The following is a 25586-nucleotide window of genomic DNA, read 5'->3' on the forward strand; positions in this document are numbered from 1 at the left end:
AACGTTAGGTTTAATATCCCAAGAAATGAACGAGGCCGCTTCTGTAGTATGGTGGGAAGCGGCCTCACTAAATCATTTGTCGATACTGAAGGGGGCTTATGAGTTGGGTAGATATGCTTTACAAAGACTCCTCGGGGTTATTCCGCTGTTGTTCATTGTATCGGTGCTTGTCTTTTTGTTTATTCACTTAATCCCAGGCGATCCAGCCCGACTTATTGCCGGTAAAGATGCCACGCTTGAAGAGATTCGTGGAATTCAGGAGCAGCTGGGTCTCAATCTGCCTTTGTGGAAGCAATACATAAACTACATGGGTGATCTGCTAAGTGGGAATCTGGGCAATTCGATCCGTTCAGGGATCCCGGTTACTGACATGCTGGAAAGCAGAGTAATGCCTACGTTGTGGCTGACTTTTCTTAGTATGGCCTGGGCTCTAATTATTGGTCTTCTAATTGGCGTGGTTTCAGCCGTTTATCGCAATCGGTGGCCGGATCATTTAGGGACGTTGACAGCCATTTCAGGGATGTCTATTCCTGGATTTTGGTTAGGCTTGGTACTCATTCAAATTTTCTCGGTAGAGCTTGGTTGGTTTCCAACGGGTGGTGTTGATTCCTGGAAGTCCTATATTCTTCCTTCCATTACACTCGGGATGGGGATTATGTCTATGTTGGCCCGTTATTCTAGGTCATCTATGCTGGAAACTCTTCGGGAGGATTATATCCGTACAGGACGTGCAAAAGGCTTACGCGAGTATGTTGTTATCGGCAGGCATGCGCTGCGCAACTCTTTGATTCAGGTGGTTACCGTAGCTGGACTTCAGTTTGGGTTCCTGCTCGGCGGCTCTGTAATGGTTGAGACGGTATTCAGTATTCCGGGTCTTGGCAGGCTGCTAGTAGACTCCATTTTGTTCCGGGATTATACAGTCATTCAAGCCTTACTGCTTCTGTTTGCTACACAATTTATTCTTATCAATCTATTAGTAGATTTATTGTATGGCGTACTTAATCCGAAAATAAGGTTTTCTCAGTAGCTAATGCGACTAAGAAGCAGAATTTCAATAGATTTATAGGGTGAATTTAGGATCAGGAGGGATATCATGAGTGACAATTCGGCGGTGATGGGAGCAAAATCTCCATTACCCGGAGAGGTACTGGCCCCGGAGAAAACAAAAGGCCGTATGGGTGTTTTTTTACGTAAGTTCAGTAAACAAAAGATGCCCCTTGTGGCCGCATTTTTTATTATATTGCTATTCCTAATTGCAATTTTCGGGCCATTTCTGACCCCGTATAATCCTGATGAACCAAACTACGATGCTCTTATGGCAGGTCCTTCTGCTGCACATTGGGCCGGGACAGACGAATATGGCCGTGATATTCTAAGCCGTTTGATTGATGGTACTCGCTTAACCTTAGCGGTCAGTCTCAGTTCCGTCTTAATCGCAGGTGTACTTGGAACTATCCTAGGTCTGTTAAGCGGATATTATGGCGGTTGGCTAGATCGGATAATTATGCGTGGCAGTGATGTACTATTTTCTTTTCCTGACTTGCTGCTTGCCATTGGGATCGTCGCCATTCTCGGTCCGGGTCTATCCAACGTTGTTATCGCAGTTGCAGTTTTTGGTACTCCATCGTTCGCCCGAATTATTCGGAGCGTAACGCTGTCTGCGAAAGAAACATTGTTTGTGGAAGCGGCTCGTTCCATGGGAGCGAAGCATCGCCGGATTATTTGGCGTCATATTTTTCCTGAGACCGTGCCCAGCATTATCGTTAATCTATCCATGAAGATTGGCGGAGCGATCTTGGCCGCTGCTTCATTGAGCTTTCTCGGAATGGGTGCAAAAACAACAGAGCCCGATTGGGGCGCAATGTTAAGTATGGGACGTGATTATTTAAGTATTGCTCCACATATCGTTTATTTTCCGGGGATAGCCATCTTTTTAACAGTACTTGCATTTAACCTGGTCGGGGACGGACTGCGTGATGCTCTTGATCCCAAAATGAAAAACTAAGGAGGGACAAGACATGACTCAACATTTGTTGGATGTACAAGGGCTGAAAACGGAGTTCAAACGCGGCGATGGAAGTATAACTGCGGTTGCGGGGGTAGACTTTGCTATTAAAAAAGGCGAAGTGTTAGGCCTGGTTGGTGAATCTGGTTGTGGCAAAAGTGTAACCTCATTATCGATCATGCGGTTGCTTAAAGATACGCCGGGCAGAATTTCTGAAGGTTCTGTGCGTTTTGAAGGAAAGGATTTGACGAAGATTTCTGAGAAGGAGATGCGCCAAATCCGGGGAAATGATCTGGCAATGATTTTTCAGGAGCCGATGACCTCTCTTAATCCAGTGCTGCGGATTGGGCTGCAATTAACAGAGCCGATTAGACTGCATTTGGGTTATGGACGCAAGAAGGCTCGTGAGCATGCGATTCATATGTTGCGGCTTGTAGGTATCCCTCGCGCAGAGGAATTAATCGATGAATATCCGCATCAACTATCCGGCGGGATGAGACAGCGGGTTATGATTGCAATGGCCATGTCTTGTCATCCAAAGCTGTTGATTGCCGATGAACCCACGACCGCACTCGATGTAACGATTCAAGCGCAAATTCTTGATCTGATGAAGCAGTTGAAAGATGAACAGGATATGGGAATGCTGCTCATTACCCATGATCTTGGAGTAGTTGCCGAATTATGTGACCGGGTAGTTGTTATGTATGCAGGTCGTGTGGTGGAAGAAGCCTCTGTTCAGGAGCTGTTCGCCAGACCGCAACATCCGTATACCAGGGGATTGATTCAATCGGTACCTAAGCTGCGCCAGAATGTACATCGCTTGGAGTCTATAAAAGGGAATGTGCCAGACCTTTCACAAATGCCTGCCGGCTGTAAGTTTGCGCCACGCTGCGAATTTGCCATGGAGCGTTGTCTGTCGCAAGAACCTGAGCTACTTCCGATTGAGGGGCTAGAGCGCAAAAGCCGTTGTTGGCTTACACAGCAGGAGGACACGGAAGGAGCGGGATGTTTATGAAAGAGACTCCATTAATTGAGGTTAAGGGTTTGAAGAAGTTGTTTTCTGTGAAGAAGGGCTTCTTCGGAACGACTAAATATTTACACGCCGTTGATGGGATTTCATTCGCCATTCGTAAGGGAGAAACGTTCAGCCTTGTAGGTGAAAGTGGCTGTGGGAAATCGACTACGGGCAGGCTGGTGACCCGCTTACTGGAACCCAATCATGGAGAAGTATGGTTTAAGGGACAAAATATTAGCCATATCTCAGACAACCAGATGCGGCCTCTGCGCAAAGATATGCAGATGGTGTTTCAAGACCCTTATGCTTCACTTAATCCCCGCATGAAGGTGAAGGATCTTGTCGCCGAACCCCTGCTTATTCATACAAAGCTGTCCTCTAAAGAACGGGATAAACTAGCTTGCGAACTGCTAGAGACCGTTGGATTGAACAGTTTCCACGCCGAGCGATTCGCGTTTGAGTTCAGCGGTGGACAGCGGCAACGGATTGGGATTGCCCGGGCTCTGTCCGTTCGCCCAAGTCTAATTGTGGCGGATGAACCCGTGTCAGCGCTGGATGTATCGATTCAGTCCCAAGTGTTGAATCTGTTACAGGACTTGCAGGAGGAATATGGCCTGACGTATTTATTCATCTCTCATGATCTCAGTGTGGTCGAGCATATTAGTGATCGAATTGGGGTTATGTATCTGGGTTCTCTTGTGGAGACGGCTGATAAGGATACATTGTATGACCGTCCCTTGCATCCTTACACCCAAGCGCTGCTATCTTCAGTTCCCGTGCCCGATCCAAGCTTGAAGAAGGAACGCATTATTCTAAAAGGGGATCTTCCAAGTCCCGTTGATCCGCCGACGGGCTGTCGTTTTCATACAAGATGCCCTTCCTGTATGGAAATCTGTAAGCAACATGTGCCTGTATTCCGGGAAGTTGAACCAGGTCATGAGCTCGCTTGTCATCTGTTTGATGAAGAAATGTTGAAACTAGAACGATAATTTAAAATGTGAGTACACTTTACGGAAAAGAAGGGACAGCTATGAATATCTTGTTCGATTCCGCTAATGGGGCGGATACGCTTATCTACTTAGCCTATGAAGAGGAGCCTTTTCCTCTTCGACTGGGAGAAGCTCACAAACAGAGTGGCAGTGTGACATGGTTATATGCTCGCTCTGAGGAAGAGTCCGATGTGATAGCTATTGGAATGGGAAAACGCCGGGCTCTTACGCTTGAGAAAGTTCGCCGAGCAGCGGGCTCTGCCGCCCGTACAGCCCTAAGAGAAGGACGAAATTCAGCTTCATTTGTTCGTAGGACAGCAGAAAGTGATATTTCCGCTGCGGATGAGCTGCAAGCATGGATTGAAGGCTGGCTTCTCGGATTATATCGTTTTCAAACCTATCGTGGCGTTACTAAAATAGACATTTCAGTTGATTTGCTGCTCCAGACAGCCGATTGGCCTGAACTGACAAAGCTTGAACTGGAAGTTGTACTAAGTACTGGCCGCATGCGTGCTGAAGGAGCAGTGGTTGCTCGCGATCTGGTGAATGAGGTGCCCGGGACTCTAAATCCGGATCGGTTCGCAGAATGGATGGTCGAATATTTCGAGCGTGATAACGCAGCAGTGAAAGTTCATGTCTACCGGGGGCAGGAGCTGGTTGACCTACAGATGAATGGGTTGCTGGCGGTTGGAGCTGGCAGTAAACACTCCCCAGCCCTCGTTGAAATTCGCTATGAGAGTAACCCTGAATTGCCAATGCTGGCATTGGTGGGTAAAGGTGTTACCTTCGATTTGGGTGGGATGAATGTTAAGACCGCAAGTGATATTAGCGATGCACGTATGGACATGGGTGGCGCAGCAGCTGTTCTTGGGGCGCTGGATATTTTAGTGCGGAATCAAGCTCATGTAAATGTGACCGCGTTGATCCCAGTTGTTGATAACGTACCAGATGCTGAAGCAATGCTGCCATCGTCTGTTATACGCTATCCTAATGGGCTGACGGTTCAGGTTGCAAATACGGATGGCGAGGGGCGGCTTATTATCGCGGATGCTCTTATTCATGCAGCAAATATCGGGGCAACTAAGGTCATTGATATTGCAACACTTACTGGAAATGTTGGCGCAGCGTTAGGATTAGGTATCGCCGGCATATGGGGTGATGGAGAGATGACGCAGAGCCTCGTCGAAATCGGTGAGCGCAATGGAGAACGACTGTGGCCCATGCCGCTTATGGATGAATACGAAGTCGATCTTCGAAGCAATTACGCTGATCTGCGCAACGTTAGTACTTCACCTTTTGCAGGTGCGATTACAGCAGCGCTTTTTATACGGCGCTTTGTAGCGGAATCGCTGAGCTGGGTCCATATTGATATGGCTGGGACGGTTCAGTACAAACAGGATGTGGGGTATTCAGAAGCTGGAGCAACGGGCTATGGTGCTCGACTGCTCGCTGATTATGTTATGAAACAGGCACAACAATAACAACCGGAAGAGTGGAGGAAAGTTATGAGATTGGAAGTCATCGCTACTTGTATGGACGATGCTCTTACAGCCGAAGCGAATGGGGCTGACCGCCTGGAGCTCATTACTGCGATTACGGAAGGCGGATTAACACCAGGGATAGGATTGGTGCAACAAGTTGCTAAATCGGTTAACATTCCTGCGTTTGTTATGGTTCGCCCGCATAGCCGTTCTTTTTGCTATTCAAAGTATGACATTTTGACCATGGCAGCAGAGATAAAGCAAATTGCAGCCAGCGGTGCGGCGGGGATTGTGCTTGGTGCGTTAACTCCAGAAGGGACTATCGACGAGCGAGCGCTTGAAACATTATTGCCGTTGACCGAGGGATTGCAAGTAACCTTCCACCGTGCTTTTGATGAGTTGAAGGATCAAATAGAAGGTTATCGAACGCTTTGTAAGTATCCGCAAATTACGCGTGTGCTCACTTCTGCCGGGCCAGGTCCGGCACCTGAAGCTATTCCTGCTATGCGGAAGCTAGTCGAGGAATCAAGGGGGAAATCGGTAAGTATACTGGCTGGAAGCGGTCTGAAGCCGGAAGGTATTACTTCATTTATACATCAGACTGGAGTAACAGAAGTACATTTTGGGTCGGCTGTACGTTATGACAAAGACGCTTTGTCGCCAATCGATCCAGCAGCCTTACGGGCGTTAGCGGAGAGTATTCATTCTAACGGCTAATAATAGATAGTGAAAAGGTGAATGGGTTATGCAGAAGGTTGATAGCTACGTAGTTGGAATCGATTTAGGAGGCACAAAAATTGCCGCAGCATTGTTTGATTCAAAGGGGACCGTATTGAAACGGGAATTGATGGAAACGGCTGGGGCACGTACCGCTAAAGAAGTGGTGCAGCGAATGATCGATATGATCCGCTCCGTATCCGAAGGGCGACCACTCACAGGAGTGGGTCTGGCTTCTCCCGGAGCTGTAAATAGCCAGGACGGGATCGTTATTCACGGCACCAATCTTCCGGAGTGGGACAATGTTCCACTGAAGCACTGGATGGAGTTGGAGCTAGGCGTTGAAGTAAAGGTAGTGAATGATGCGAACGCTGCGGCTTGGGGCGAGTATGTCCGAGGTGCTGGCAAAGGTGCAGACAACATGGTTTATGTTACCTTTAGCACAGGGATTGGAGCAGGTATCGTCATTGACGGCAAGCTGCTTCTTGGCAAAAATTCATTTGCTGGTGAACTAGGTCATAATATTATTGACCCGAACGGAACGGAATGCAGCTGTGGAAGATTCGGCTGCTGGGAAGTTTTCGCTTCGGGCACAGCGATTCGGGATATGGCGCTGCGAAGTATGGAGAGCAGACCGTCGATGATTACGGAACTGGCTAATATAAATGGAGAAAAAATTACTTCGCGGCACGTATTTGAAGCCATGGCACTTAACGATCCCGTGGCCGTCGAGGTTATTGACCGGAGTATTCATTATATGGCACTAGGTCTAGCCAATGCAGTACATACGTTCAATCCTGATCGGATCGTGATCGGTGGAGGCGTGAGTAAGGCTGGAGATTTGTTATTCCCTGCACTGGTGGAGAAGACGGAGCTATTTATCATGGATCCTTATAAGGGTACTTTTACAATTGAACCTGCCGCGCTCAAAGACGATGTAGGCCTAATTGGAGCAGCTGCATTATTTCATACCACTTAGGTGGAGTGAATGATTGATCACAGCTTTCACTAACGGAGGAGTTGGAGAGATGGGTACAAGAGAAGAAAGAACGAAATGGTTCTTACAGGATAGGTTCGGGATGTTTATCCATTGGGGATTATATTCAATTCCTGCTAGAGGGGAATGGATACGCGGCAACGAGCGGATGAGTAGAGAGCATTACATGACGTATTTCGATGAATTTGACGCCTCTCGATATGACCCGAAGAAATGGGCAAGTGCAGCCAAAGCTGCGGGTCAGAAATATGCTGTGCTTACGACCAAACATCATGACGGGTTCTGTCTGTTCGATAGTAAGCTGACTGATTTCAAAGCGACTAATACGCCTGCTGGGCGTGATCTAGTGCGGGAATATGTAGACGCTTTCCGTGCTGAAGGGATTGCAGTAGGTCTATATTACTCTATCATAGACTGGCACCATGAGGATTATCCCGGATATGGAGATAAGGCACATCCTGATCGGGATAACGAAGCGGTCAAAGATAAGCCGATTGATTTCGATAGATACTTGGAGTATATGCATGGGCAAGTAAAGGAACTGCTCACCAATTACGGTAAAATCGACATTATGTGGTTTGACTTCTCCTACGATAATATGACAGGGGAGAAGTGGAAGGCGACGGAGCTTATCCGGATGATTCGTTCCATACAACCTGATATTATTATCGACAATCGATTAGGTGGCAATATTCGTGCGGCAGAACCTGAGGAGTATGCTGGAGATTTCTTCTCCCCCGAGCAGATCATTCCGCCTGGCGGCATTGTTGACGTAAACGGCCAATCCATCCCTTGGGAAGCCTGCATTACCCTGAATGACAACTGGGGTTATCATTCCGAGGATAAGAATTATAAATCGACCAAGCAAGTCATCCGTACGATGGTCGAATGTATCAGTAAGAATGGTAACCTGCTCCTCAATGTTGGACCAGATGCCAAAGGTGAAATGACGCGGGAATCCCTGGTTATCCTTGACGAAGTTGGGGAGTGGATGCGCCTTAATGGAGATAGTATTTATGGATGCGGGAAGTCTTTGCTACCTAAGCCAGAGTGGGGACGTTATACGCAAAAGGGCAATAAATTGTATGCGCATGTCTACGACCGTGGAATTGGCCCGATCTATTTCCAAGGTCTGAAAGGGAAGATTAAAAAGGCAAGATTACTACGTGATGGTACCGAGCTAAAGGTGGAGGTGCCGTGGATGGCTGAGGAATATTCGGATGTTGACGGTGGAGCTTTTATTACATTAAAAGGCGCGATGTTACCTGATGAGATGGATACGGTTATCGAGCTTGAACTATTTAATTAAATCAGAAGGAGTTGTCCCATATGCCCTGAATGGCTGCTGAGACAACTCCTTTTTTTCGTATTCTTCGCCAACATTTGCACATACGAAACACCTATCGGACACAGATGTCTCTAAACCCAGAAATATCGCACTTTTGGGATGCCAACGGACCGCATAGCCGCTATTGCCTTGAAACACCCCCGATTTGGAGCTGATTCTAGGGAATAGCGTCATTGGAGTCCGAAGCCCTGTTCCAAAGGCAGAAAATGTGCAAATAACGTCATCTGGGTCCGCAACTCTCAGAGGGGGGTGACAATGTTGAAGTTGTTGAAGCATTTGAAGCAGGCATTCAACGAATCAGAATACAAAGCGGCGATTCTCCAAATAACAGGAGAATCGCCGTTCTGTGAATACTAAAGGCGAGCCTTGCGGAAGCCCTCATATATATTGAGGACCGCGACTAAAATCAAGATTGCTATTCCTCCACCTACTAGTCCCGTTTCAAATTGGTTAGCTGTAGTGTTTAATAAATTAGACATGTAATTAATAAATTCTTGGTTAAATACACTCGGATTTATAAGGATAACAGCGAATACAATAAGTACAATGAGCTCAAGGACCGTATTACATAATGCTAATTCTCTAGTCCATTGTCTCTTGATTAATTTATATATAGTTAATGCGACTTCTAATCCGATCACAATAAGAATAATAGGCCAATAATCAAGTAATACATGCTGATTAAAAGCTGGGGCCACGAAGTTAAGTGCGCCTTCACCGCCTCTATAGACTCTGATCAGGTGTTCAGCATTAAAATAAACAGTAGCCCAAATGGCAGTCCACAGTAAACTTCCGAACACTTCGAAGCTTGTAATTGCTTTTTTCTTATGGACAAGCGCGATATCCTTCAAATCATCAGGAGTCCATTTCCTTAATTTTGTAGTAAGAGGATGACCTTCCTTTCCTTTATCCGCCCGTTCGATAATAGCGAACACAACAGTTATCCAGAAAAAGACTTGGATGCCTACTTCAAGGAAGGTTCCAATTCCTGTACTTATAACTGCAGTAACAATATCCGCAACTGTTTTATCGCCGCTGTAGCCAATCAAGTAATCAGCAACCAGAGCGATTAAAGAAACAACTACAGCGATGGGTATAATCATTTTTAATAACGTAACATATAAATCGAAATAGCGTGGGCCGATGAGATACATGGGCTGATCGCGGTACTCACTAGCTAAAATAGCTGGATTGCCCAATTTTGCAAGGACGGCTTTTACCTCTTTTTCGTCATAATCATCCGGTAACATATCCTCGATGGTTGATCGTAATTCTAATGCGATGTCTTCCCGATTTTGTTCTGGTAACCTCCGAGTAACTTCATGAATGTAAATCTCAATCAGCTTCATGGTCATCCTCCCCTTGTAATAGGCCGTAGAGTTCTTTCGAATTCTTAAGCCATTCTTCCTTTAGCTGTAAAAAAATCTCTACGCCATAGTCACTTAGAACATAATACTTACGGGGTCTGCTCTCGGATGTGTCCCAGCTGCTCGTCACTAATTCCTGTTTCTCTAATCGGCGAAGTAATGGATATAGGGTGCTTTGATCGATGATGATGCTGGATTCCTCCAACAATTGAACGAGCGAATATCCATACTGGGGCGTTCGTAATTGACTTAAAACGGCTAGCGTTAACGTACCTCTTCTAAGCTCTGTGATTAAAGAATTTAATAAAGTACTCATTCACCCACCTCATTATTTAAAATATAAGAATTTATAATCTCTTATAAATTGTTCTTATATTTTTGGTTTAAACGCTTGCTGTCCTTAAGAGGACGTCGAAGTCGTTTATACTTACTATGTGTCATACAGTATTCGATCTATACTATGCATCATACACTATTGTTGTTCCAACATCAATTGAATAAAATAATTTTCTGAGAAATATATAAGAAAATTTTTCTATTTTGTGAAGCAGTTTGATTAAAAGGAGGTCGTGAAATGATTCCATTTTTTAGTGACATCCCGAATGCTTCTACATGGGAGGGAGTTGAACCGGTTCATAAGGGCAGAGCGTTATTGTTGAGAACGGCGGAGATTTTTCATTATGATCATAAAAAACGGGAGTATGATCATTACGAAGTCGAGGAACTTGGAATTATTGATTTTAATAGATTTGATTATGGTGATCCATGGGTATTTTAATCATGATGTTCCAGATGTATTCTTTAGGCTTTATATACCGAAGTGGTATTGGCAAGTTATACTGAGTGAAAAGACTCAGCTATTTGAGAATAGTTAGGGGAATTAAGCGATGAATATACTGATTGCTGAAGATGAAACCGATATAAGAAAACTAGTGAAAATACATTTAGAAGATCGATCCTATCGAGTATTCGAAGCCAAGGATGGCATTGAGGCTTTAGAGGTTGTTAATCAACATGAAATAAATCTTGCCATTCTGGATATTGTAATGCCCAGGCTTGATGGGCTTAATCTGCTGCGACGGATAAGAGAGAAAAGCCATATTCCGGTTATCTTGTTAACTGCCCGCGGTGAAGAAATTGATAAGATAGTGGGCTTAGGCCTTGGAGCAGACGATTATATGGTGAAGCCATTTAGTGCTTCAGAGCTTGTGGCTAGGGTTGAGGCGCAGCTGAGACGAAGAAATGTATACGATCTTAGCCAATCGATAACTGAAGAAACAATCCAACATAGAGAATTGAAGCTGAATTTAAAGGAATGTATGTTGTACATAAATGAAAGTCCAGTTCTTCTAAATGCCAAGGAATATAAGGTGTTACAATGTCTGATGCAGAGTCCTAATCAAATTTTTACGCCCAAAAAGTTATATGCAGCGGCGTGGGAAGAAGATTTCTATAGTGATAATAATACGATTATGGTTACCATCAGCCGTCTAAGGAATAAGATCGAACGGGACCCACACCATCCCGAATATATCGTTACAGTGCGTGGACTAGGTTACAAATTCTACAACCCAGGTAAATAAGATGAGAAAACAAAATATATCCTATCAATTGTTAAAAAACTATATCGCGATCTTTCTTATAACAACGGTTATAACGATATTGGTGATTGTTGCTTTGTTTTGCATGAACAGGCTGGGATCTAAGGACATTATTTATAATCAGTTAACGGCTGCTAAGCTTATGCAAAATGACTATCAAAGAATTGACACTAGTGTTGTTAATGATGTCGGGGGCAGTTTACAGGTTGTGAATTCCAATTACGAAGTCATACATTCCATTGGCAACAATCCATTTACGTCCAAGCAGATTAGTGTCAAAGAATTTACGGATTTTCTAATGAATACTGGCGCTAACAAAGATATGATCACTGTTGAATATAATGAGCAGGAACAATTTTGGCTGATCGTCTCTTTACCTATACAAGTGAAAATGACAGGCAGTTTCCATTGGAATTCAGATTCACCTATGCAGGATCATACCCTTCAAATGCTTGGGTTTATTGGGTTAGGTTATTTGTTGATTCTGATTCTAAGCACGATGATTTATGCGAGAATTACGGCGGTTAGTTTCATTAAACCCTTAGACCAGTTGTCCGCTGCTGTTGAAAAGGTTAAGAATGGGGATTATTCAGCAAGAGTGCAGGTAGGCGGGAATCGGGAGTTTAGTCAACTGGAGCAGGCTTTTAATCATATGGCAGAAGTGATTCAGATCCAGACCTCGTTAAAAGAACAGAGTGAAAACAATCGAAAAAATCTAATATTGGATATATCCCATGATTTAAAAAATCCATTAACAAGTATTATGGGTTACGCAGAGCTTGAACTAAAAGAACAGGTGAGCGGTCGGATAGAACATTTGGAATTTGCCAAAATAATATACGAAAATAGTATCCGTGCCAATGTATTGATTCAGGATTTGTTTGAATTATCGAGAATGGAAAGTCCCGAATTCCGCTTGGATGTTACAACAGATGATTTCTCAGAATGTTTGAGAGAAGAAATGATACATATGTTGCCCGAGCTTGAGGCTGCGGGTCTGATCCCTGATTTTGTAATCGAGCCAGAAGAAATAATTCTACAGTTTGATAAAAAAAGAATGAATCGAGTATTCTCAAACCTGCTTTATAATGCCATCGCTTATCAGGAGCAAGGTTCTACGTTTCAAGCTGTGCTGGAAAAGGTGAATGATGGAGCCAAGCTTACTTTTATTAATTACGGCCAACCATCAGCCTTGAACCCGGCAGGTTCTGGATTAGGGTTACTCATTGTTCAAAAAATAATAGCTGCTCATGGAGGGACTGTTCAGCTGAATACGCAAGATAACCAGTTTGAAATTATAATTGAGCTGAACCGGCAAATTTAAGGTCTATGTAAGATTACATTAAGTCGTATGAAATTTCCCAATGCTAAAATGGTTGATATTCAGTCTATTAACAATTTTACTTGGGGGAATAGATTATAATGATTGATGAAAAATTAAGTAAAAGGCAATTGATCTTGGGCATTATATTAGCAGTAATGTACTTTTTAGGATTGTTCTCCATTCTCTTGCTCAGGCCGGTTATGGGGATTCTTAACCATGTTTTTATTTGGCAGCCAGAACAACAAAATCGAATGGCCTTACTGTTGAATAGTCTGATCTATATAGGAGTGATTATAGGTTTTAGGGGGTTCTATAAACAAGCTATCCATGATTTCAGACAATACTGGATCCGTAATATGTTATGGATGGTTTGGGGACTTTGTTTGATTATTATCATCGGAAATATATTGATTCCCACACTAATTTCCATTTTTCATCCTATTACAAAGTCTGTTAATGAGGTGGATTTACGGGCAATGTTGTCCTCGTATCCATTTATTTTTACAGTGAACGTGGTATGGATTGGCCCCGTGATTGAAGAATTAGTATATCGGGTTACCATTTTTAGAACGATCCGCAGGAAGAGTCGTCTTCTGGCTTATCTGATATCCTCCTTTTTATTTGGCTTCCAGCATGTCTATAGAGCCGTGGTGTTCCAGAGCAACTATAATGAAATGTGGAATATCTTCTCCTATATGGCTGCTGGATTAATCTTTGCCTACCTATATGAGAAGAGAAAAAATATATTAGTGCCTATAGGCGCGCACATGTTTAGTAATGGTTTATCTGTGCTTCTCTATTTCTTAAGTTAATACGAAATTTGACTTCACATCAGATTACTAGTAAACTGATAATCAAATAGATCCAATTCCAAAGCAATGGATGTGGTATAATGCGAGACAATGGATTCACTGAAGACAACAAACTAAGCTTATTGATCTGGCTGCGGCTGGTAAGAGTTTATGACAATAGTAACGATCTTTCCAATGAGTTCTTGAAGCAGTTTGATTTAACGGTTAGCCAGTTTGATGCGTTAGTACAAATACTATTACATCAGCCTGTGACACAGATGGAAATGGCCGAGCATTTAACCATTACTAAAGGTGGAGTATCACATATGCTTGGCAGATTAGAAAAAGAAGGATGGATTGAACGCAAGCAGGATTGGAAGGTGAAGTATATTTCTTTAACTGAAAAGGGCCAGGCGCTTATCGAGAAGGTGCTTCCTTTGCAATCGGATTTCCAAGCTTCGTTATTCGATCCACTGACGGACGAGGAGAAAAAGGTATTTTACAGCATGCTTAAGAAGATTCACCGCCATAGCCAGAATGAGAATCGAATTCCACGAGGAGTTCAGTAGTATTGTATAAGCTTTATTCTGAATAAAGCTTCCTTTTTTCAGCATCAGTTTACTAGTAAACCATAATTATATTAGGAGGAAATTAAAATGAGCCAACCACAAATAACCGGACAACATCATGTATCAATGATTACTAAAGACGCTAAACAAAACCTATGGTTTTATACAGAAGTACTGGGACTAAGACTTGTCAAAAAAACCGTAAATCAGGACGATCCAACCATGTACCATTTATTCTATGGCAACTCTAATGGCGCTCCAGGCACCGAGGTATCCTTTTTTGAAATGCCAAATGCAGGCCAGACCCGGAAAGGAACGAACAGTATTTCTGCAATCTCTCTTCTCGTTCCTAGCGATGAGGCTTTAGTATATTGGGCTAGCAGATTAGATACATTTGAAGTCGCTCATGAAGCTATCGTAAGTATAGAGGAGCGCAATTCGCTTACTTTTCAGGATAGTGATGAATTAACGGTTCATCTGGTGTCCGCAGAAAAAGATAATGTGACTCAGCTGGTAGAACCTTGGATTACTGATGATATTCCACCACAATATGCCATTGTTGGATTGGGTCCCGTTGAATTGACTGTTCGTGAGGCTAGCCGTACAAAGGCTGTTTTGGAGGATATTTTAGGCTATACACAAGTTCGTAGAGTGCCATCCATGGGTGACCCGAAGGTAATGGTGGATATTTATGAAACAGCTAAAGGCGGCTTGTACACTGAACTTCAGCTCAAAGAAGTTAATGATCAAGACCGGGAAAGACCGGGAAGAGGGAGTATCCATCATGTGGCTATAAGAGTGAAGGATCTGGAAGAATTAACCGCATGGGCTGCTAAAATCACAGCTGCAGGGTTCAAGAACACAGGGGTCATTGATCGTTATTACTTCCATTCCTTGTATTTCCGTGATCCGAACCATATTCTTTTCGAGCTTGCTACAGATGGTCCAGGGTTTGAGATTGATGAATCTTTTGACACATTGGGCGAGAATTTGACCTTGCCTTCTTTTCTGGAAGAACGCCGGGAAGAGATTGCATCGAAGCTTCATCCTATCCAATAATACAGCTAAGAAAGTAGGACATCATCATGATGGAACAATATAGAATCGACGAGAATAAGGGTTTAGAAATAGGTTTATACACATTAGGTGATCATGTTGCAGATGCCTTAACAGGTAAATCAATCAGTGAACGACAACGGATTCAAGAGATCATTGCTGCCGCCAAATTAGCAGAGGATGCTGGATTAGATGTATTTGGAGTGGGGGAGAGTCATCAGGCGAAATTTATTACTTCAGCAGCATCGGTCGTACTTGGAGCTATAGCAAACGCAACGGAACGAATCAAACTCATCAGTTCAGCGACTGTATTGAGCACAGCGGATCCTGTACGTGTACATGAAGAATTTTCGACATTGGATTTGTTATCCGGAGGCAGAGCAGAGATTGTTGCTGGACGTGGATCACGATTAGGAGCTTATGAACTGTTCGGATATGACGTGAGGGATTATGAAGAATTGTTCGAAGAGAAGATTGAATTGCTTATGAAAATAAATAACGAAAAAAGAATTACCTGGGAAGGGCAATTCCGTCCTGCTCTAAATGATATGGAGATTTTTCCGAAGCCACTGAGTGGTAAACTGCCCATCTGGAGAGCGGTTGGAGGACCTCCGGCAAGTGCAGTTAAGGCAGGAAGAATGGGCATCCCGATGATGCTGGCTGTTCTAGGTGGACCTGCTTCAGCGTTCAAGACCTCTGTGAATATGTATCGTCAAGTTGCCGCACAATCAGGTTTTAATCCGGCTGAGCTGCCGGTGGGTACAACCACCCTTTTATATATCGATAAAGATTCACAGCAAGCGTTCCGTAACTATTACCCTTATTTAAATCACATGATGAAAGAGCTTCGTGGATCAGCGTACCCTAAAGACCAATTTGCTGAAGCCATGAGTGTGAGAAATGCGCTGCTCGTAGGCAGCCCACAACAGGTTATTGAAAAAATCCTTTATCAACATGAGCTGTACGGACACAATCGTTTTCTGGCTCAGATTGATATTGGTGGTTTACCTTATGCTCAGGTTGAGCAAATCATTGATTTGTTTGGATCGGTAGTCGCACCAGCCGTAAGACGGGCCACAGCTAAGAAATAAGAAAAACTATGAGATTGGAAAAAATTATATTAAAATTATTCCAATAAGGTTAGACGATGGTTTGAGAAGGATCACTTAAGGAGGCGAAGTGTGACGAATAAAATGATAGCTGCGCAACGTCTATATAACCAGAAGATCGTTGATTACAAGCTAATCAAGCCTGAACAGGTCGTTAAAGAATTAGGGGCAGTACAGGCGCAGGATTACATGCAGGCGATGTGGGCGATCGGGTTACGTACTCCATCTTCGAATTTAGCTGATATAGAGCGTGCTATCGCTGATCGTAAGATGATTCTGAATTGGACGCTGCGAGGTACGCTTCATTTTGTCCCACCGGAAGATGTAAAGTGGATGCATCAGCTATCTGTGCCGCGTTTAGCGGGACAAACAAAGCGGCGGAATGCAGAGCTTGGGCTAGATGATCAGACACTAGAACGTTGTAGACATATTATAGTTAATGCTTTACAAGGTGGAAAGCAGCTAGATCGTGCTCTTTTACTTCAGCTTATAGAAGAAGAAGGTATTCACACAGGGAACCAGCGTGGTTATCATATGTTGTGGAATGTTGCGTACCAAGGGTTGATTTGTTTCGGACCGATGAATGGTAAGCAGCAAACGATTGTTTTGTTAGAGGAATGGGTGCCACAGTTTCGAGAACTTTCTTACGATGAATCATTGTATGAACTCGCTCGGAGATATTTCACTGGACATGGTTTTGCAACTGTTCAGGATTTTGCTTGGTGGGCAGGCATCACCCTTACCGATGCTAGAAGAGGTCTGGAAGCGGCCAAAAGTCAACTGCAATCAGAGGTTATTGATGGCAGTGAGTATTGGATGTCCTCTCATCGGCTAGAGCCAGCTGCTGAGGACTCGGGCGTTCATCTGCTTCCGGGTTTTGATGAGTACATTCTGGGTTATAAAGACCGAAGTGCCGTTCTAGAGCCCGACGTTGCTCCTTTAATAGTTCCGGGGAATAATGGTGTTTTTCTTCCGACGATTGTTGTGGAGGGTCAGGTTGTGGGTACATGGAAAAGAACCCTAAAGACCAAGGGGATTGAGATTATGATCCATCCTTTTGCCGATCTGGGCGATACGGAAAAGTTGGTACTTAAAGAAGCTGACCGATATGCCGCATTTATTGGGCTGCCGATACTCAAAATGAATGTGAGTGGTCATTGAGATGAGTATTTCACTATTCTCACCAATCTCATCATTCTCGACATTCTCACCATTTTCATCTTTCTTACCATACTTTTGTGCGCATCTCTCTCGCTAACGGACACCGTTGCACTTATTAGCACCTAAATGCTGATTTACTGAGCTTTTCGGACTCCAATGCAGTTATTCCCGTCGCAGCACCTCTTTTGACCCCTATTTTTGCGGAATAGCGGCATCTGGGTCCGATAGATTCGTAAAAAGGCTATTTTTAGCTCAATAGCGTCTCCTGAGTCCGAACGGCATAATGGGTGAAGGGTGAAGGGTGAAGGGTGAAGGGTGAAGGGTGAAGGGTGAAGGGTGAAGGGTGAAGGATTAAATGGATACCGATTACCGAATAGCCGCTCACGAATGCACTCTGAGTATAAAATAACCCGGCAGGGCGGATCTGCCGGGTTATTTTCATGAAGCATATAGTTAGCTTAATTAGATTCGTCTAGCTAATTCAGCGCCTTCCCAAATCGCATTCAGCGCTCTACGCGCTTGCACCGCATCGCCAATTACATGATAAGGGATGGAGCTTTCCTCCAAGAAATCCTGAAGGATTTGTTTGTTGAGGGCGCGTGAACCTACAGCAATTACTACATAATCAGCAGGTAGGCTGTGACGTTCGCCGTCTTTTTCAACAATTACACTATCCCCTTGAATCGCCATACATTTGCTGTTGGTCATTAATTCAACGCCATGTCCATATAGACTTTCCATGACACAGATTTTCCGCAGAAGCCCTAGATCATTAGCAACATCAGCTTGCATTTCAACTACAGTGATTTGATGTCCGCGCTCTACAAGCAGTTCTGCGACCTCAAGCCCCACTAAACCACCGCCGATAATAACGACTCTTCCTTCTGGATGAACCGTTCCCCATAACACATCATGTGAATTGACCACATGTGAACTGTCGATGCCTTCCACAGGCGGAATAATAGGAGAAGATCCGATTGCAAGAATGACCTCATCTGGAGCAATTTCCTGGATTAATTCAGGTGTAACCTCTGTATTCATTCGAATGTCTACACCTTCACGTTTAGCGGTTTCTCCCATATTCAGAGCGGCTGCAGCCATTTCCTCTTTACGTGGTGCGGCACCGGCAATATAAAGCTGTCCGCCCAGAATGTCATTTTTTTCGCATAATATTGGATGATGCCCACGTCGTTTCAGGGTGACAGCTGCTTCTAATCCGCCAGGGCCACCACCAGCAATAAGTACTTTTTTGGGGATACCCGTTTGCTGCAATTCATATTCACTTTCACGACCGGTTGCAGGATTAAACACACAGCTGATAAATGGAACATTAGGATTCACGAATCCATCGAAGCAGCCTTGGTCGCAACCCACACATTTAACGATCGTGTCTGCACGTCCGGCTAAAGCTTTATTGCAGAATTCCGGATCTGCCAGCTGCGCACGCCCAATGGCTACAAAATCAGCCAAACCCTCCGCAATAATCCGGTCTGCAATTGCTGGATCATTAATACGGCCTACGGCAATAACAGGGATGTTAACCACAGATTTAATTTGTGCTGCGTTATCTACATTGAAGCCTACAGGTAAATCGATCGGCGGAACTTCATATTTAATCGCAGCGCCAGCAGGGACCCCACGAGATACATTAATAGCATCAATTCCAGCTTCTTCAGCGAGCTTTGAGAAGAGCTTCATATCTTCCAGCGTAAGTCCGCCCGGTAGATCCTCAATCGCAGAGATTCTCATCAAGATAGGGAACCCAGGTCCAACCGCTTTCCGGATAGCCCGGATACAAGACAGCGGGAAGCGGCAGCGATTCTCCCAAGAACCGCCGTACTCATCCTGACGAAAATTCATTGCAGGACTTAGAAATTGTTGGGGCAAATAACCATGGCCGGCATGGAATTCCACACTGTCAAATCCGGCTTTCTTCGCACGTAATGCTGTATCTGCGTAAGCTTGAACCATCTCGCCGACTTCATGATGCGCAAGTTCACGTGGTATATGAGTCACGCCTTCAAACGGAACAGGTGAAGAGGAGACCTGAATTAGGTTGGGAGTTACTTTACCTCCATGCCATAACTGTAGACAGCTTTTGCCTCCTGCCTCTCGAATAGCTAATGCTAATTGAGCCATACCTGGAATGAATTTATCATCATAAAGGGCAGGAGCATCATCGGAGGCCGCCGTTGGGTGAATAGTTGTTACTTCTACAGTATTTAAGCCGCTGCCGCCTTTAGCTCGTGCTACATGGTAATCAATCAGACGATCACTGACGTATCCACCCGGCGCATTCATTTTCGTGCCCATCGCTGGTAAAATGACCCGGTTCTTAAGCTCCATATTTCCGATTGTGCCCTTGATAAATAGATGTGTGAATTCCATACGATAACTTCCTCTCTACATATAGGTTAAAAATAAATAGGTTATTTTAACCTATATTAGCGAAAGAGCAGGGTGAAAGTATGTGCAAAAAATCACGAGTGATTTGGCAGGAATGTAGTAATTGAGGTAATATAAGAAAATGATGAACCGGATACGTATTCCGGAAGCCCGGAGGATGATTATGGATATTGAAGTTTTGATTCTGGCCCAATTAATGAAAGGGGCCAAACATGGTTATGAAATTAAAAAAAACATTATTTTTGTAATGGGCAATGATAAAATCGTAAACAATAACTCGCTTTATCCAAAGCTGAAATTATTTGAAAAGCGAAAATGGGTAATCAAAAAAACGGAAATTCAGGAACGCCGGCCTAAACGTTATGTATATTCTATAACTACTGAGGGTGAGGAGCGGTTTAACACCTGCTTAACAGAATTTACGCTGGAGACTATTCGAATTGATAATGAATGGTCTATTCGTCTTTCTTATTATGAGCTTTTGGATCAGGAGACACGTAGAAGATTGCTTGATTACAGAGAGACTTATATGAACGAAAAGCTGGACCATTTACAGCAGTTATCCAAAGTAGTTGGCAATAGTGAGGATATGGATTACTCTGAGGAGCTCTATTTTTACACCCGAAGTATGGTTTTACGAGAGATCGAGTTAATTAAGGAGCTGTCACGTAAATTAGAAGCATAAGGAAACAGTTTAGCACCCTATGAACCAATCATTTTTTAAATATGAGGAGGTACAATAGAATATAAGATAGGAGAGACAAGCTTATGACTGTGAAGAAATGGTTAACTATATCCTTAATGTTCTTAGTCTTATTATCAGGATGTAAAGGAAATAGCTCCGATGTTTCAAGTGATACAAAAGTAGCAAACGATAATGAGTATAATTTGTTGATTAGTAATAATAGTCCGTTATTTTTGAAAAGCGTAGTTGTAACTGTTGAAGAAGAAAAAGAAAAAGATAACAATCAAAAAAATGCTTTAATTGATGCTAATATCAACCATGGAGAGGTCGCGAAGTTCAGGATTGGAAATGGAAAGCAGGTATTTAAGATTACTCTTAATCCTCAAAAAAACTACTCAGTAAGTAAAGTATTTAGCGACAAATTTAAAAAAGACGAAGTTGTTGAGTATCAAGTGAAAATTGATCAAAACGAAGTAACTATTGAAAAAAAGGATAATTAATAACTCAACGCCGGTGACGTCAATCCCGAGGTAATCAGAAGTGAGGATGACCCCTGTCCAATACAGAGATCATCCTACTTAATCTGGCTAGTCTTTTATTATTTGCTTTTATTTTTTGGCTTTAAAACCTGATGCTTGCATAAGCTTGGTGAATACTTCGGTGTTTTCGTAGATTCCAGTAAATAATTGTGCATTTTTGCCCATAGCTGTAATTGGAATATCAACCGCAGTATGGCCTGAGGTCGTCCAGTCCACTACAAAATTGTGTTTGGAATTGGCGATGGCGAATGGACCGTCTTCTTTGGATATGCCGTCACCGGACTCATCATCTGCGTCAACTGCTTCAATAGAAAATCCGCCGGTCTCATGGTCGGCAAGCACTAGAACCAGTGTATCTGGATTCTTTTTGGCGAAGTCTTTGGCTACTTGCACGGATTTGTCCAGTTCTTGACCTGATTTAATCGTCATTTTAGCGTTGTTTTGATGTGCAAATTCGTCAGTGCCTTCTTCTTCCACCATAAGGAAAAATCCTTTTTTATTTGTTGCTAGCGTATCTATAGCTTTCTTAGTCATCTCGGGCAGCGATACCACCGGATTATAAATATCTCCTTCACCCTCAGGCTTTTGCTGGAACATTTCCTCGTTTGCGAATATTCCAAGCAGCTTGCCGTCTTTTGCTTTTTGCATATCCGCTTTGTTCGTTACATAGGTGTAGCCCAACTGTTTAGCTTTATCCACAAGGTTACCTTGCGTTCCTTTGCTTTTTTCTGAAGGATCTTCAGCGGGTTCATCTGGGAATTTGCCGGGATTGCCTGCCGGGTACCAGAAATCCTCACCCCCACCGAGCAGAACATCAACCTTGCTCTTTGTCAGAAGCTGAAGAGCGATATCACTTTGCTTTGAGCGGTCTTCAACGTGAGCACCAAATGCGGCGCCAGTCGCGTCTGTAATCTGACTAGTAGTAACTACACCTGTTGATTTCCCGGCATCTTTAGCATATTCCATAATGGTCTTAACACTTTTTTTATCGGCATCCATTCCGATAGCACCATTATAAGTCTTCACACCGCTGGCATAAGCAGAAGCAGAAGCAGCCGAATCTGTAACAGGGACAGTGGAGCTTGTATGAATTAATCCAACGTATGGCATGGAATCCATTGCTAGATTTCCTTTTTCACCTACGGTGGCAAGCCGGATGGCATCACGCTGAGCAGCACCCATTCCGTCTCCAATAAACAGAATTACATTTCTTGTGTTCGAAGATGCTGCGTCTGCTTGATTAGGTGCATTTGTAGTGACTATGCTGGATACAAAAAGAGCAGTTGCCGCTGTCGCTACAATTGCTGTTCTGACGCCATACTTTTTCGGTGATTTCATAATTTCCCTCCTAATGTATGTTTACAGTCTCATATTATAGTAGTTACATTAAGAGAATGTTTTCTTGACTTGTAAAAAATGTAAAATGATATAGCGGATATAAATTATCGGAGCTGTGATAAAAGATTTTAAAATAAAAAATATCTGGGTGTATTATTGGCATATTGGATATATTCATCTCCGAATACGGACATTAAATGTTGCTCTTCTTGAAGAATTAGTAAATGAATCGCGGCAATGTTAAGAATGAATATTAGGAGTGTTAATAGATTGGGGTACATCAGATACAATCCCAAAAACATGAGATCAAACCCGACAAATGCAGCGTTTCTACTATATTTATAAATACCGTGTGTGATGAGTTTGGTTACAGTAGTCTTATCAATCCCAACTCTCCATGAAGTGCGCATAGCAATCATAGCTTGAATGAAAATGGAACACCCGAGGGCAGCTACACCCACACCGCTAAAGTGAATTACAGGAATATCAAACGTTTTGTTTACAAGTGTAACCATAAAGGACTCTGCTACGGAAAAAACAAACCATGCTGCGCCCCATAAAAAAGTAGAGGTTTTTACCAATAGCTCGGTATAATGGATCTTAGATAGTTTAGCGCCTTTAGCCAGAACGTTTCCTTTAATGTGGTTTTTCTTGTAAAGTATAAGGAGCTTTAATAGATAAGAAATTAGGAAGATGCAGAAAAGAAGTAGAGATAGGATATTTTTAAGATCGCTCATTTTAATTTCCTCCTCACTAATACATATGAATGATTGCTCATATGTTTGTTTATATCTTATTTCCTAATATTGTACATGTCAACTAATTATTGATTTAGGGGGATATCGTGAAAATAAGAGTATACAAAAAACGGTGGCTATGGGTGTTGGTTATCGCGGTTATTGTACTTGCAGGTACTGTAATCGGTATGCTGGTTACGCAAACTGGGCTTGCAACCTTTACTTCCAATGCTTATGGAGTCTCTTTGAAGTATCCAACGGAATGGGTCGTAGATTCAGCAGATGATAAGAAGGGTCAGGGGGAGGATGGTTTTTTTCAATTATCCGCTATGTCTGGAGAGGGACAATCAATAGATGAAGTTGCTGAAATCGTTGCCTCCCATCAGCTGAAGCCTTATGGCTCCAATCCGCAAATTACTGAACTGACATTAGAGAGGTTGAAAGAGGAAGAGAAGGCAAAGTTGATTATGCCTTCTGCTGACCAAGGGGAGGAATGGAATCATCAAGCGGCGCTTATAATTAAATATCCCGAAGCGGTGAAAATAGGAGATGATGTATACTATTATTTTATTTTGCAGGGCGATAAGGAACATGTGGAGGAGATAGGTCAGACCGTAAGATTTACGGGTAAACCGTAAAGTGCTTGCGCACGAAGGTAGTCTACGGGTTTATTTGCAGGGATATCCAAGAAATATTCCGACTGCCATGTTTGCGTTTTTTGAGCTTGGCGACTCGTGGGAATGTCCCAAGGCGGGTAGACTCGAAAAGCTCTTTTTCCACCTTCACCTTTATCAGATAGAATATCTTGTTCTCTTAGGACAGCTTTTGGAAAAATAAATTGGCCAAAGTGATTCCCATTTCGTGTACTTATAACGAAGAGATCAGCAGGATCTGAGATGTCATAGGGTTGGATGGGATGATCTCCAATTCGCTCCCATAGTGTCACAAATTGCCCGACTTTAGTGGGTGTGATTTTAGCCACCCGGAATCTAATGGCCAGCGCATTTAAGGTAAAGATATATGCTCCGTATTCCGCATTTTGCGGTTCAAGAATTGGTTCGGAGCAATCAAACCTGCAAGGATTATATACTTCTTCCATGGTAGCAAGTAAGTCACTATGTAGGGTATCTAAAAAGCTCAGCTTCTTATCATTCATCTGTTATTCTCCCATTTGAGTTCGTAATGTTCACTATCTTAATGCAAGTGAACCGAGTTCACAAGTGTAGGAATAATAGAGAAATTGAAGTTGGATTTATTTTATTGATATGGTTTTCCAAAGAAAAATAGTTTGTGATTTTTGGGGGAGTAGAAATTTTGGATACGATGAACATACTGGTTGAAGAACGCCATTGTCCTTTATGTAAAGAATTGAATCGTTGTGGCGCTGAAGGCGGTGACTGTTGGTGTTTCCATACAGAAATTCCACTCGAATTGCAAGAACAGATCCCGGAAGAACTGAGAGGGAAAGCTTGTATCTGCCAAAAATGCGTAGAAGCATTTAATAAACATTAACCGGGATTTTAATTAACTCTCGACGAAAACCGTAATTTCATTGTATATAATTAAAGTGTAATCTAAAAAAATAATGGAGGCGCAGATGAGGAAGCCAATAATTGCAGTAGATATGGATGATACAATTTGCCATCTAGTTAAGCGAGCCATATACCATAATAATAATGATTTTCCCACGCATCTGCTGCGGTATGAGGAAATGCTTGATTGGAATACGGATCATTTACGTCATCCGGATTGTACACAAGAGATTTTCTATGGGCGGCCCGGTCTGTATGAAGAGCTTGAACTGTTTGACGAACATGTCGTAGGAGAAATGGAGAAGCTGCATAACGCTTATGATGTAATTATAGTTACGGCAGCCCAACCCCAGTCGGTGGTGGAAAAATGGAACTGGCTGCAGAAGCATATGCCGTTTATTCCGATTGAAAATTTCTTTACCTGTAAGCGAAAAAATCTTATTAACTACGATCTATTGATCGATGACGGGGTGCATAACCTGGTTCCGGCATTGCAGGAGGGAAGAAAAGTGCTTTGTATTCCGCATCCATGGAATTTGCGGGCCCGTGAACAATATGCTTTTCCATTATTGACCTCATGGGAAGGTGCAAAAGAGAAGATAGATCAGATGTTAGGACGTCCAGAGAACGAATGAGACTGTTTTTTTATAGATGATGTACAGAAAAATATCCTCCGCCAAAAAATGAAGGTATCCCATTAGCCATTGTGGCTTTTGAGATACCTTTTTTATGTCTATTGCAGAAGCACAATTTCATTATTATGCTCTGGATGTAAATATGTTGAATTAGTGACATTTCGATTCTTGGACTCTTTTCTTT

Annotated in this window: 27 protein-coding genes; 21 read left to right on the top strand and 6 right to left on the bottom strand. The window is 43.1% G+C overall.

Going from position 1 to position 25586, the window contains the following annotated elements:
- Positions 1-103 precede the first annotated feature (103 nt).
- From MHH63_RS07725 to MHH63_RS07760, 8 genes are all read left to right on the top strand, one after another.
- Positions 104-1027 carry an ABC transporter permease subunit gene (locus MHH63_RS07725; RefSeq protein ID WP_036689023.1) on the top strand — a complete coding sequence of 308 codons (924 nt, stop codon included), beginning with the start codon at positions 104-106 and terminating at the stop codon, positions 1025-1027.
- 147 nt (positions 1028-1174) lie between these two features.
- A complete protein-coding gene (locus MHH63_RS07730; RefSeq protein ID WP_370510612.1) occupies positions 1175-2005 on the top strand; it encodes an ABC transporter permease in 831 nt (276 codons plus the stop codon).
- A 13-nt stretch (positions 2006-2018) separates the two neighbouring features.
- Entirely contained in the window at positions 2019-3020 is a 1002-nt protein-coding gene (locus MHH63_RS07735; protein ID WP_076278748.1) for an ABC transporter ATP-binding protein, read from the top strand.
- A complete protein-coding gene (locus MHH63_RS07740) occupies positions 3017-4009 on the top strand; it encodes an ABC transporter ATP-binding protein (RefSeq protein ID WP_139332068.1) in 993 nt (330 codons plus the stop codon). The genes MHH63_RS07735 and MHH63_RS07740 overlap by 4 nt, the downstream gene beginning before the upstream one ends.
- Before the next feature lie 41 nt (positions 4010-4050).
- Positions 4051-5490, top strand: coding sequence for a leucyl aminopeptidase family protein (locus tag MHH63_RS07745; RefSeq protein WP_341171361.1), 1440 nt, complete (start codon positions 4051-4053; stop codon positions 5488-5490).
- Positions 5491-5514: 24 nt separating this feature from the next.
- Positions 5515-6207 (top strand): copper homeostasis protein CutC, encoded by a 693-nt coding sequence (locus MHH63_RS07750; protein ID WP_076219992.1) that lies wholly within the window; start codon positions 5515-5517, stop codon positions 6205-6207.
- Between the two features lie 28 nt (positions 6208-6235).
- A complete protein-coding gene (locus MHH63_RS07755; RefSeq protein WP_076310473.1) occupies positions 6236-7186 on the top strand; it encodes an ROK family protein in 951 nt (316 codons plus the stop codon).
- Between the two features lie 49 nt (positions 7187-7235).
- Positions 7236-8513: an alpha-L-fucosidase gene (locus MHH63_RS07760; RefSeq protein ID WP_076307753.1), complete on the top strand. Its 1278-nt coding sequence runs from the start codon at positions 7236-7238 to the stop codon at positions 8511-8513.
- 392 nt (positions 8514-8905) lie between these two features.
- On the opposite strand, the gene MHH63_RS07765 is transcribed toward MHH63_RS07760, so the two are convergent.
- Positions 8906-9901 (bottom strand): HAAS signaling domain-containing protein, encoded by a 996-nt coding sequence (locus MHH63_RS07765; RefSeq protein WP_076129887.1) that lies wholly within the window; start codon positions 9899-9901, stop codon positions 8906-8908.
- A complete protein-coding gene (locus tag MHH63_RS07770) occupies positions 9888-10235 on the bottom strand; it encodes a PadR family transcriptional regulator (RefSeq protein ID WP_076129886.1) in 348 nt (115 codons plus the stop codon). Before MHH63_RS07770 ends, MHH63_RS07765 begins: the two co-directional genes overlap by 14 nt.
- Positions 10236-10493: 258 nt before the next feature.
- Here MHH63_RS07770 and MHH63_RS07775 point away from each other — a divergent pair, with 258 nt between their 5' ends.
- From MHH63_RS07775 to MHH63_RS07810, 8 genes are all read left to right on the top strand, one after another.
- Positions 10494-10697 carry a hypothetical protein gene (locus tag MHH63_RS07775; RefSeq protein ID WP_340396928.1) on the top strand — a complete coding sequence of 68 codons (204 nt, stop codon included), beginning with the start codon at positions 10494-10496 and terminating at the stop codon, positions 10695-10697.
- A 109-nt stretch (positions 10698-10806) separates the two neighbouring features.
- Positions 10807-11502: a response regulator transcription factor gene (locus tag MHH63_RS07780; protein WP_076281473.1), complete on the top strand. Its 696-nt coding sequence runs from the start codon at positions 10807-10809 to the stop codon at positions 11500-11502.
- Between the two features lie 28 nt (positions 11503-11530).
- Complete coding sequence (locus tag MHH63_RS07785) at positions 11531-12844, top strand: sensor histidine kinase (RefSeq protein WP_341171362.1); 1314 nt, start codon at positions 11531-11533, stop codon at positions 12842-12844.
- Between the two features lie 98 nt (positions 12845-12942).
- Positions 12943-13656 (top strand): CPBP family intramembrane glutamic endopeptidase, encoded by a 714-nt coding sequence (locus tag MHH63_RS07790; protein WP_341171363.1) that lies wholly within the window; start codon positions 12943-12945, stop codon positions 13654-13656.
- Between the two features lie 80 nt (positions 13657-13736).
- Positions 13737-14204: a MarR family winged helix-turn-helix transcriptional regulator gene (locus MHH63_RS07795; RefSeq protein ID WP_341171364.1), complete on the top strand. Its 468-nt coding sequence runs from the start codon at positions 13737-13739 to the stop codon at positions 14202-14204.
- A gap of 87 nt (positions 14205-14291) precedes the next feature.
- The gene (locus tag MHH63_RS07800; RefSeq protein ID WP_076190569.1) at positions 14292-15263 is read left to right on the top strand and encodes a ring-cleaving dioxygenase; all 972 of its coding nucleotides are present in this window, start codon (positions 14292-14294) and stop codon (positions 15261-15263) included.
- Positions 15264-15289: 26 nt separating this feature from the next.
- On the top strand, positions 15290-16351 hold the full coding sequence (locus tag MHH63_RS07805; protein ID WP_341171365.1) for an LLM class flavin-dependent oxidoreductase: 1062 nt from the start codon (positions 15290-15292) through the stop codon (positions 16349-16351).
- 90 nt (positions 16352-16441) lie between these two features.
- Positions 16442-17530 carry a winged helix DNA-binding domain-containing protein gene (locus MHH63_RS07810; protein WP_341171366.1) on the top strand — a complete coding sequence of 363 codons (1089 nt, stop codon included), beginning with the start codon at positions 16442-16444 and terminating at the stop codon, positions 17528-17530.
- 462 nt (positions 17531-17992) lie between these two features.
- On the opposite strand, the gene baiCD is transcribed toward MHH63_RS07810, so the two are convergent.
- Entirely contained in the window at positions 17993-19918 is a 1926-nt protein-coding gene (gene baiCD, locus MHH63_RS07815) for a bile acid Fe-S flavoenzyme BaiCD (RefSeq protein WP_341171367.1), read from the bottom strand.
- Positions 19919-20099: 181 nt separating this feature from the next.
- On the opposite strand from baiCD, the gene MHH63_RS07820 reads away from it, so the two are divergent.
- Complete coding sequence (locus MHH63_RS07820) at positions 20100-20621, top strand: PadR family transcriptional regulator (protein WP_341171368.1); 522 nt, start codon at positions 20100-20102, stop codon at positions 20619-20621.
- Between the two features lie 83 nt (positions 20622-20704).
- On the top strand, positions 20705-21121 hold the full coding sequence (locus MHH63_RS07825) for a hypothetical protein (RefSeq protein ID WP_076304858.1): 417 nt from the start codon (positions 20705-20707) through the stop codon (positions 21119-21121).
- A 108-nt stretch (positions 21122-21229) separates the two neighbouring features.
- Here MHH63_RS07825 and MHH63_RS07830 read toward each other — a convergent pair whose 3' ends face one another.
- Both MHH63_RS07830 and MHH63_RS07835 read right to left on the bottom strand, forming a co-directional pair.
- Positions 21230-22498, bottom strand: coding sequence for an alkaline phosphatase (locus tag MHH63_RS07830; RefSeq protein WP_076129878.1), 1269 nt, complete (start codon positions 22496-22498; stop codon positions 21230-21232).
- Positions 22499-22626: 128 nt separating this feature from the next.
- Positions 22627-23235, bottom strand: a complete 609-nt coding sequence (locus MHH63_RS07835) for a methyltransferase family protein (RefSeq protein ID WP_076304859.1) — start codon at positions 23233-23235, stop codon at positions 22627-22629.
- 107 nt (positions 23236-23342) lie between these two features.
- Between MHH63_RS07835 and MHH63_RS07840 the strand changes: the two genes are divergently transcribed.
- Positions 23343-23873, top strand: a complete 531-nt coding sequence (locus tag MHH63_RS07840) for a hypothetical protein (protein ID WP_076129876.1) — start codon at positions 23343-23345, stop codon at positions 23871-23873.
- Here the strand turns inward: MHH63_RS07840 and MHH63_RS07845 are convergent.
- Positions 23843-24391: a MepB family protein gene (locus MHH63_RS07845; RefSeq protein WP_076301747.1), complete on the bottom strand. Its 549-nt coding sequence runs from the start codon at positions 24389-24391 to the stop codon at positions 23843-23845. The two genes, MHH63_RS07840 and MHH63_RS07845, sit on opposite strands and share 31 nt — an antisense overlap.
- Positions 24392-24558: 167 nt before the next feature.
- Between MHH63_RS07845 and MHH63_RS07850 the strand changes: the two genes are divergently transcribed.
- Entirely contained in the window at positions 24559-24747 is a 189-nt protein-coding gene (locus MHH63_RS07850; RefSeq protein ID WP_076310487.1) for a cysteine-rich CWC family protein, read from the top strand.
- An 85-nt stretch (positions 24748-24832) separates the two neighbouring features.
- Positions 24833-25402 (top strand): 5' nucleotidase, NT5C type, encoded by a 570-nt coding sequence (locus tag MHH63_RS07855; protein WP_076129874.1) that lies wholly within the window; start codon positions 24833-24835, stop codon positions 25400-25402.
- Positions 25403-25586 lie beyond the last annotated feature (184 nt).

Origin of the sequence: Paenibacillus sp. FSL H3-0310 (assembly GCF_038002785.1) — a bacterium.
Lineage (GTDB): Bacteria > Bacillota > Bacilli > Paenibacillales > Paenibacillaceae > Paenibacillus_AQ > Paenibacillus_AQ odorifer.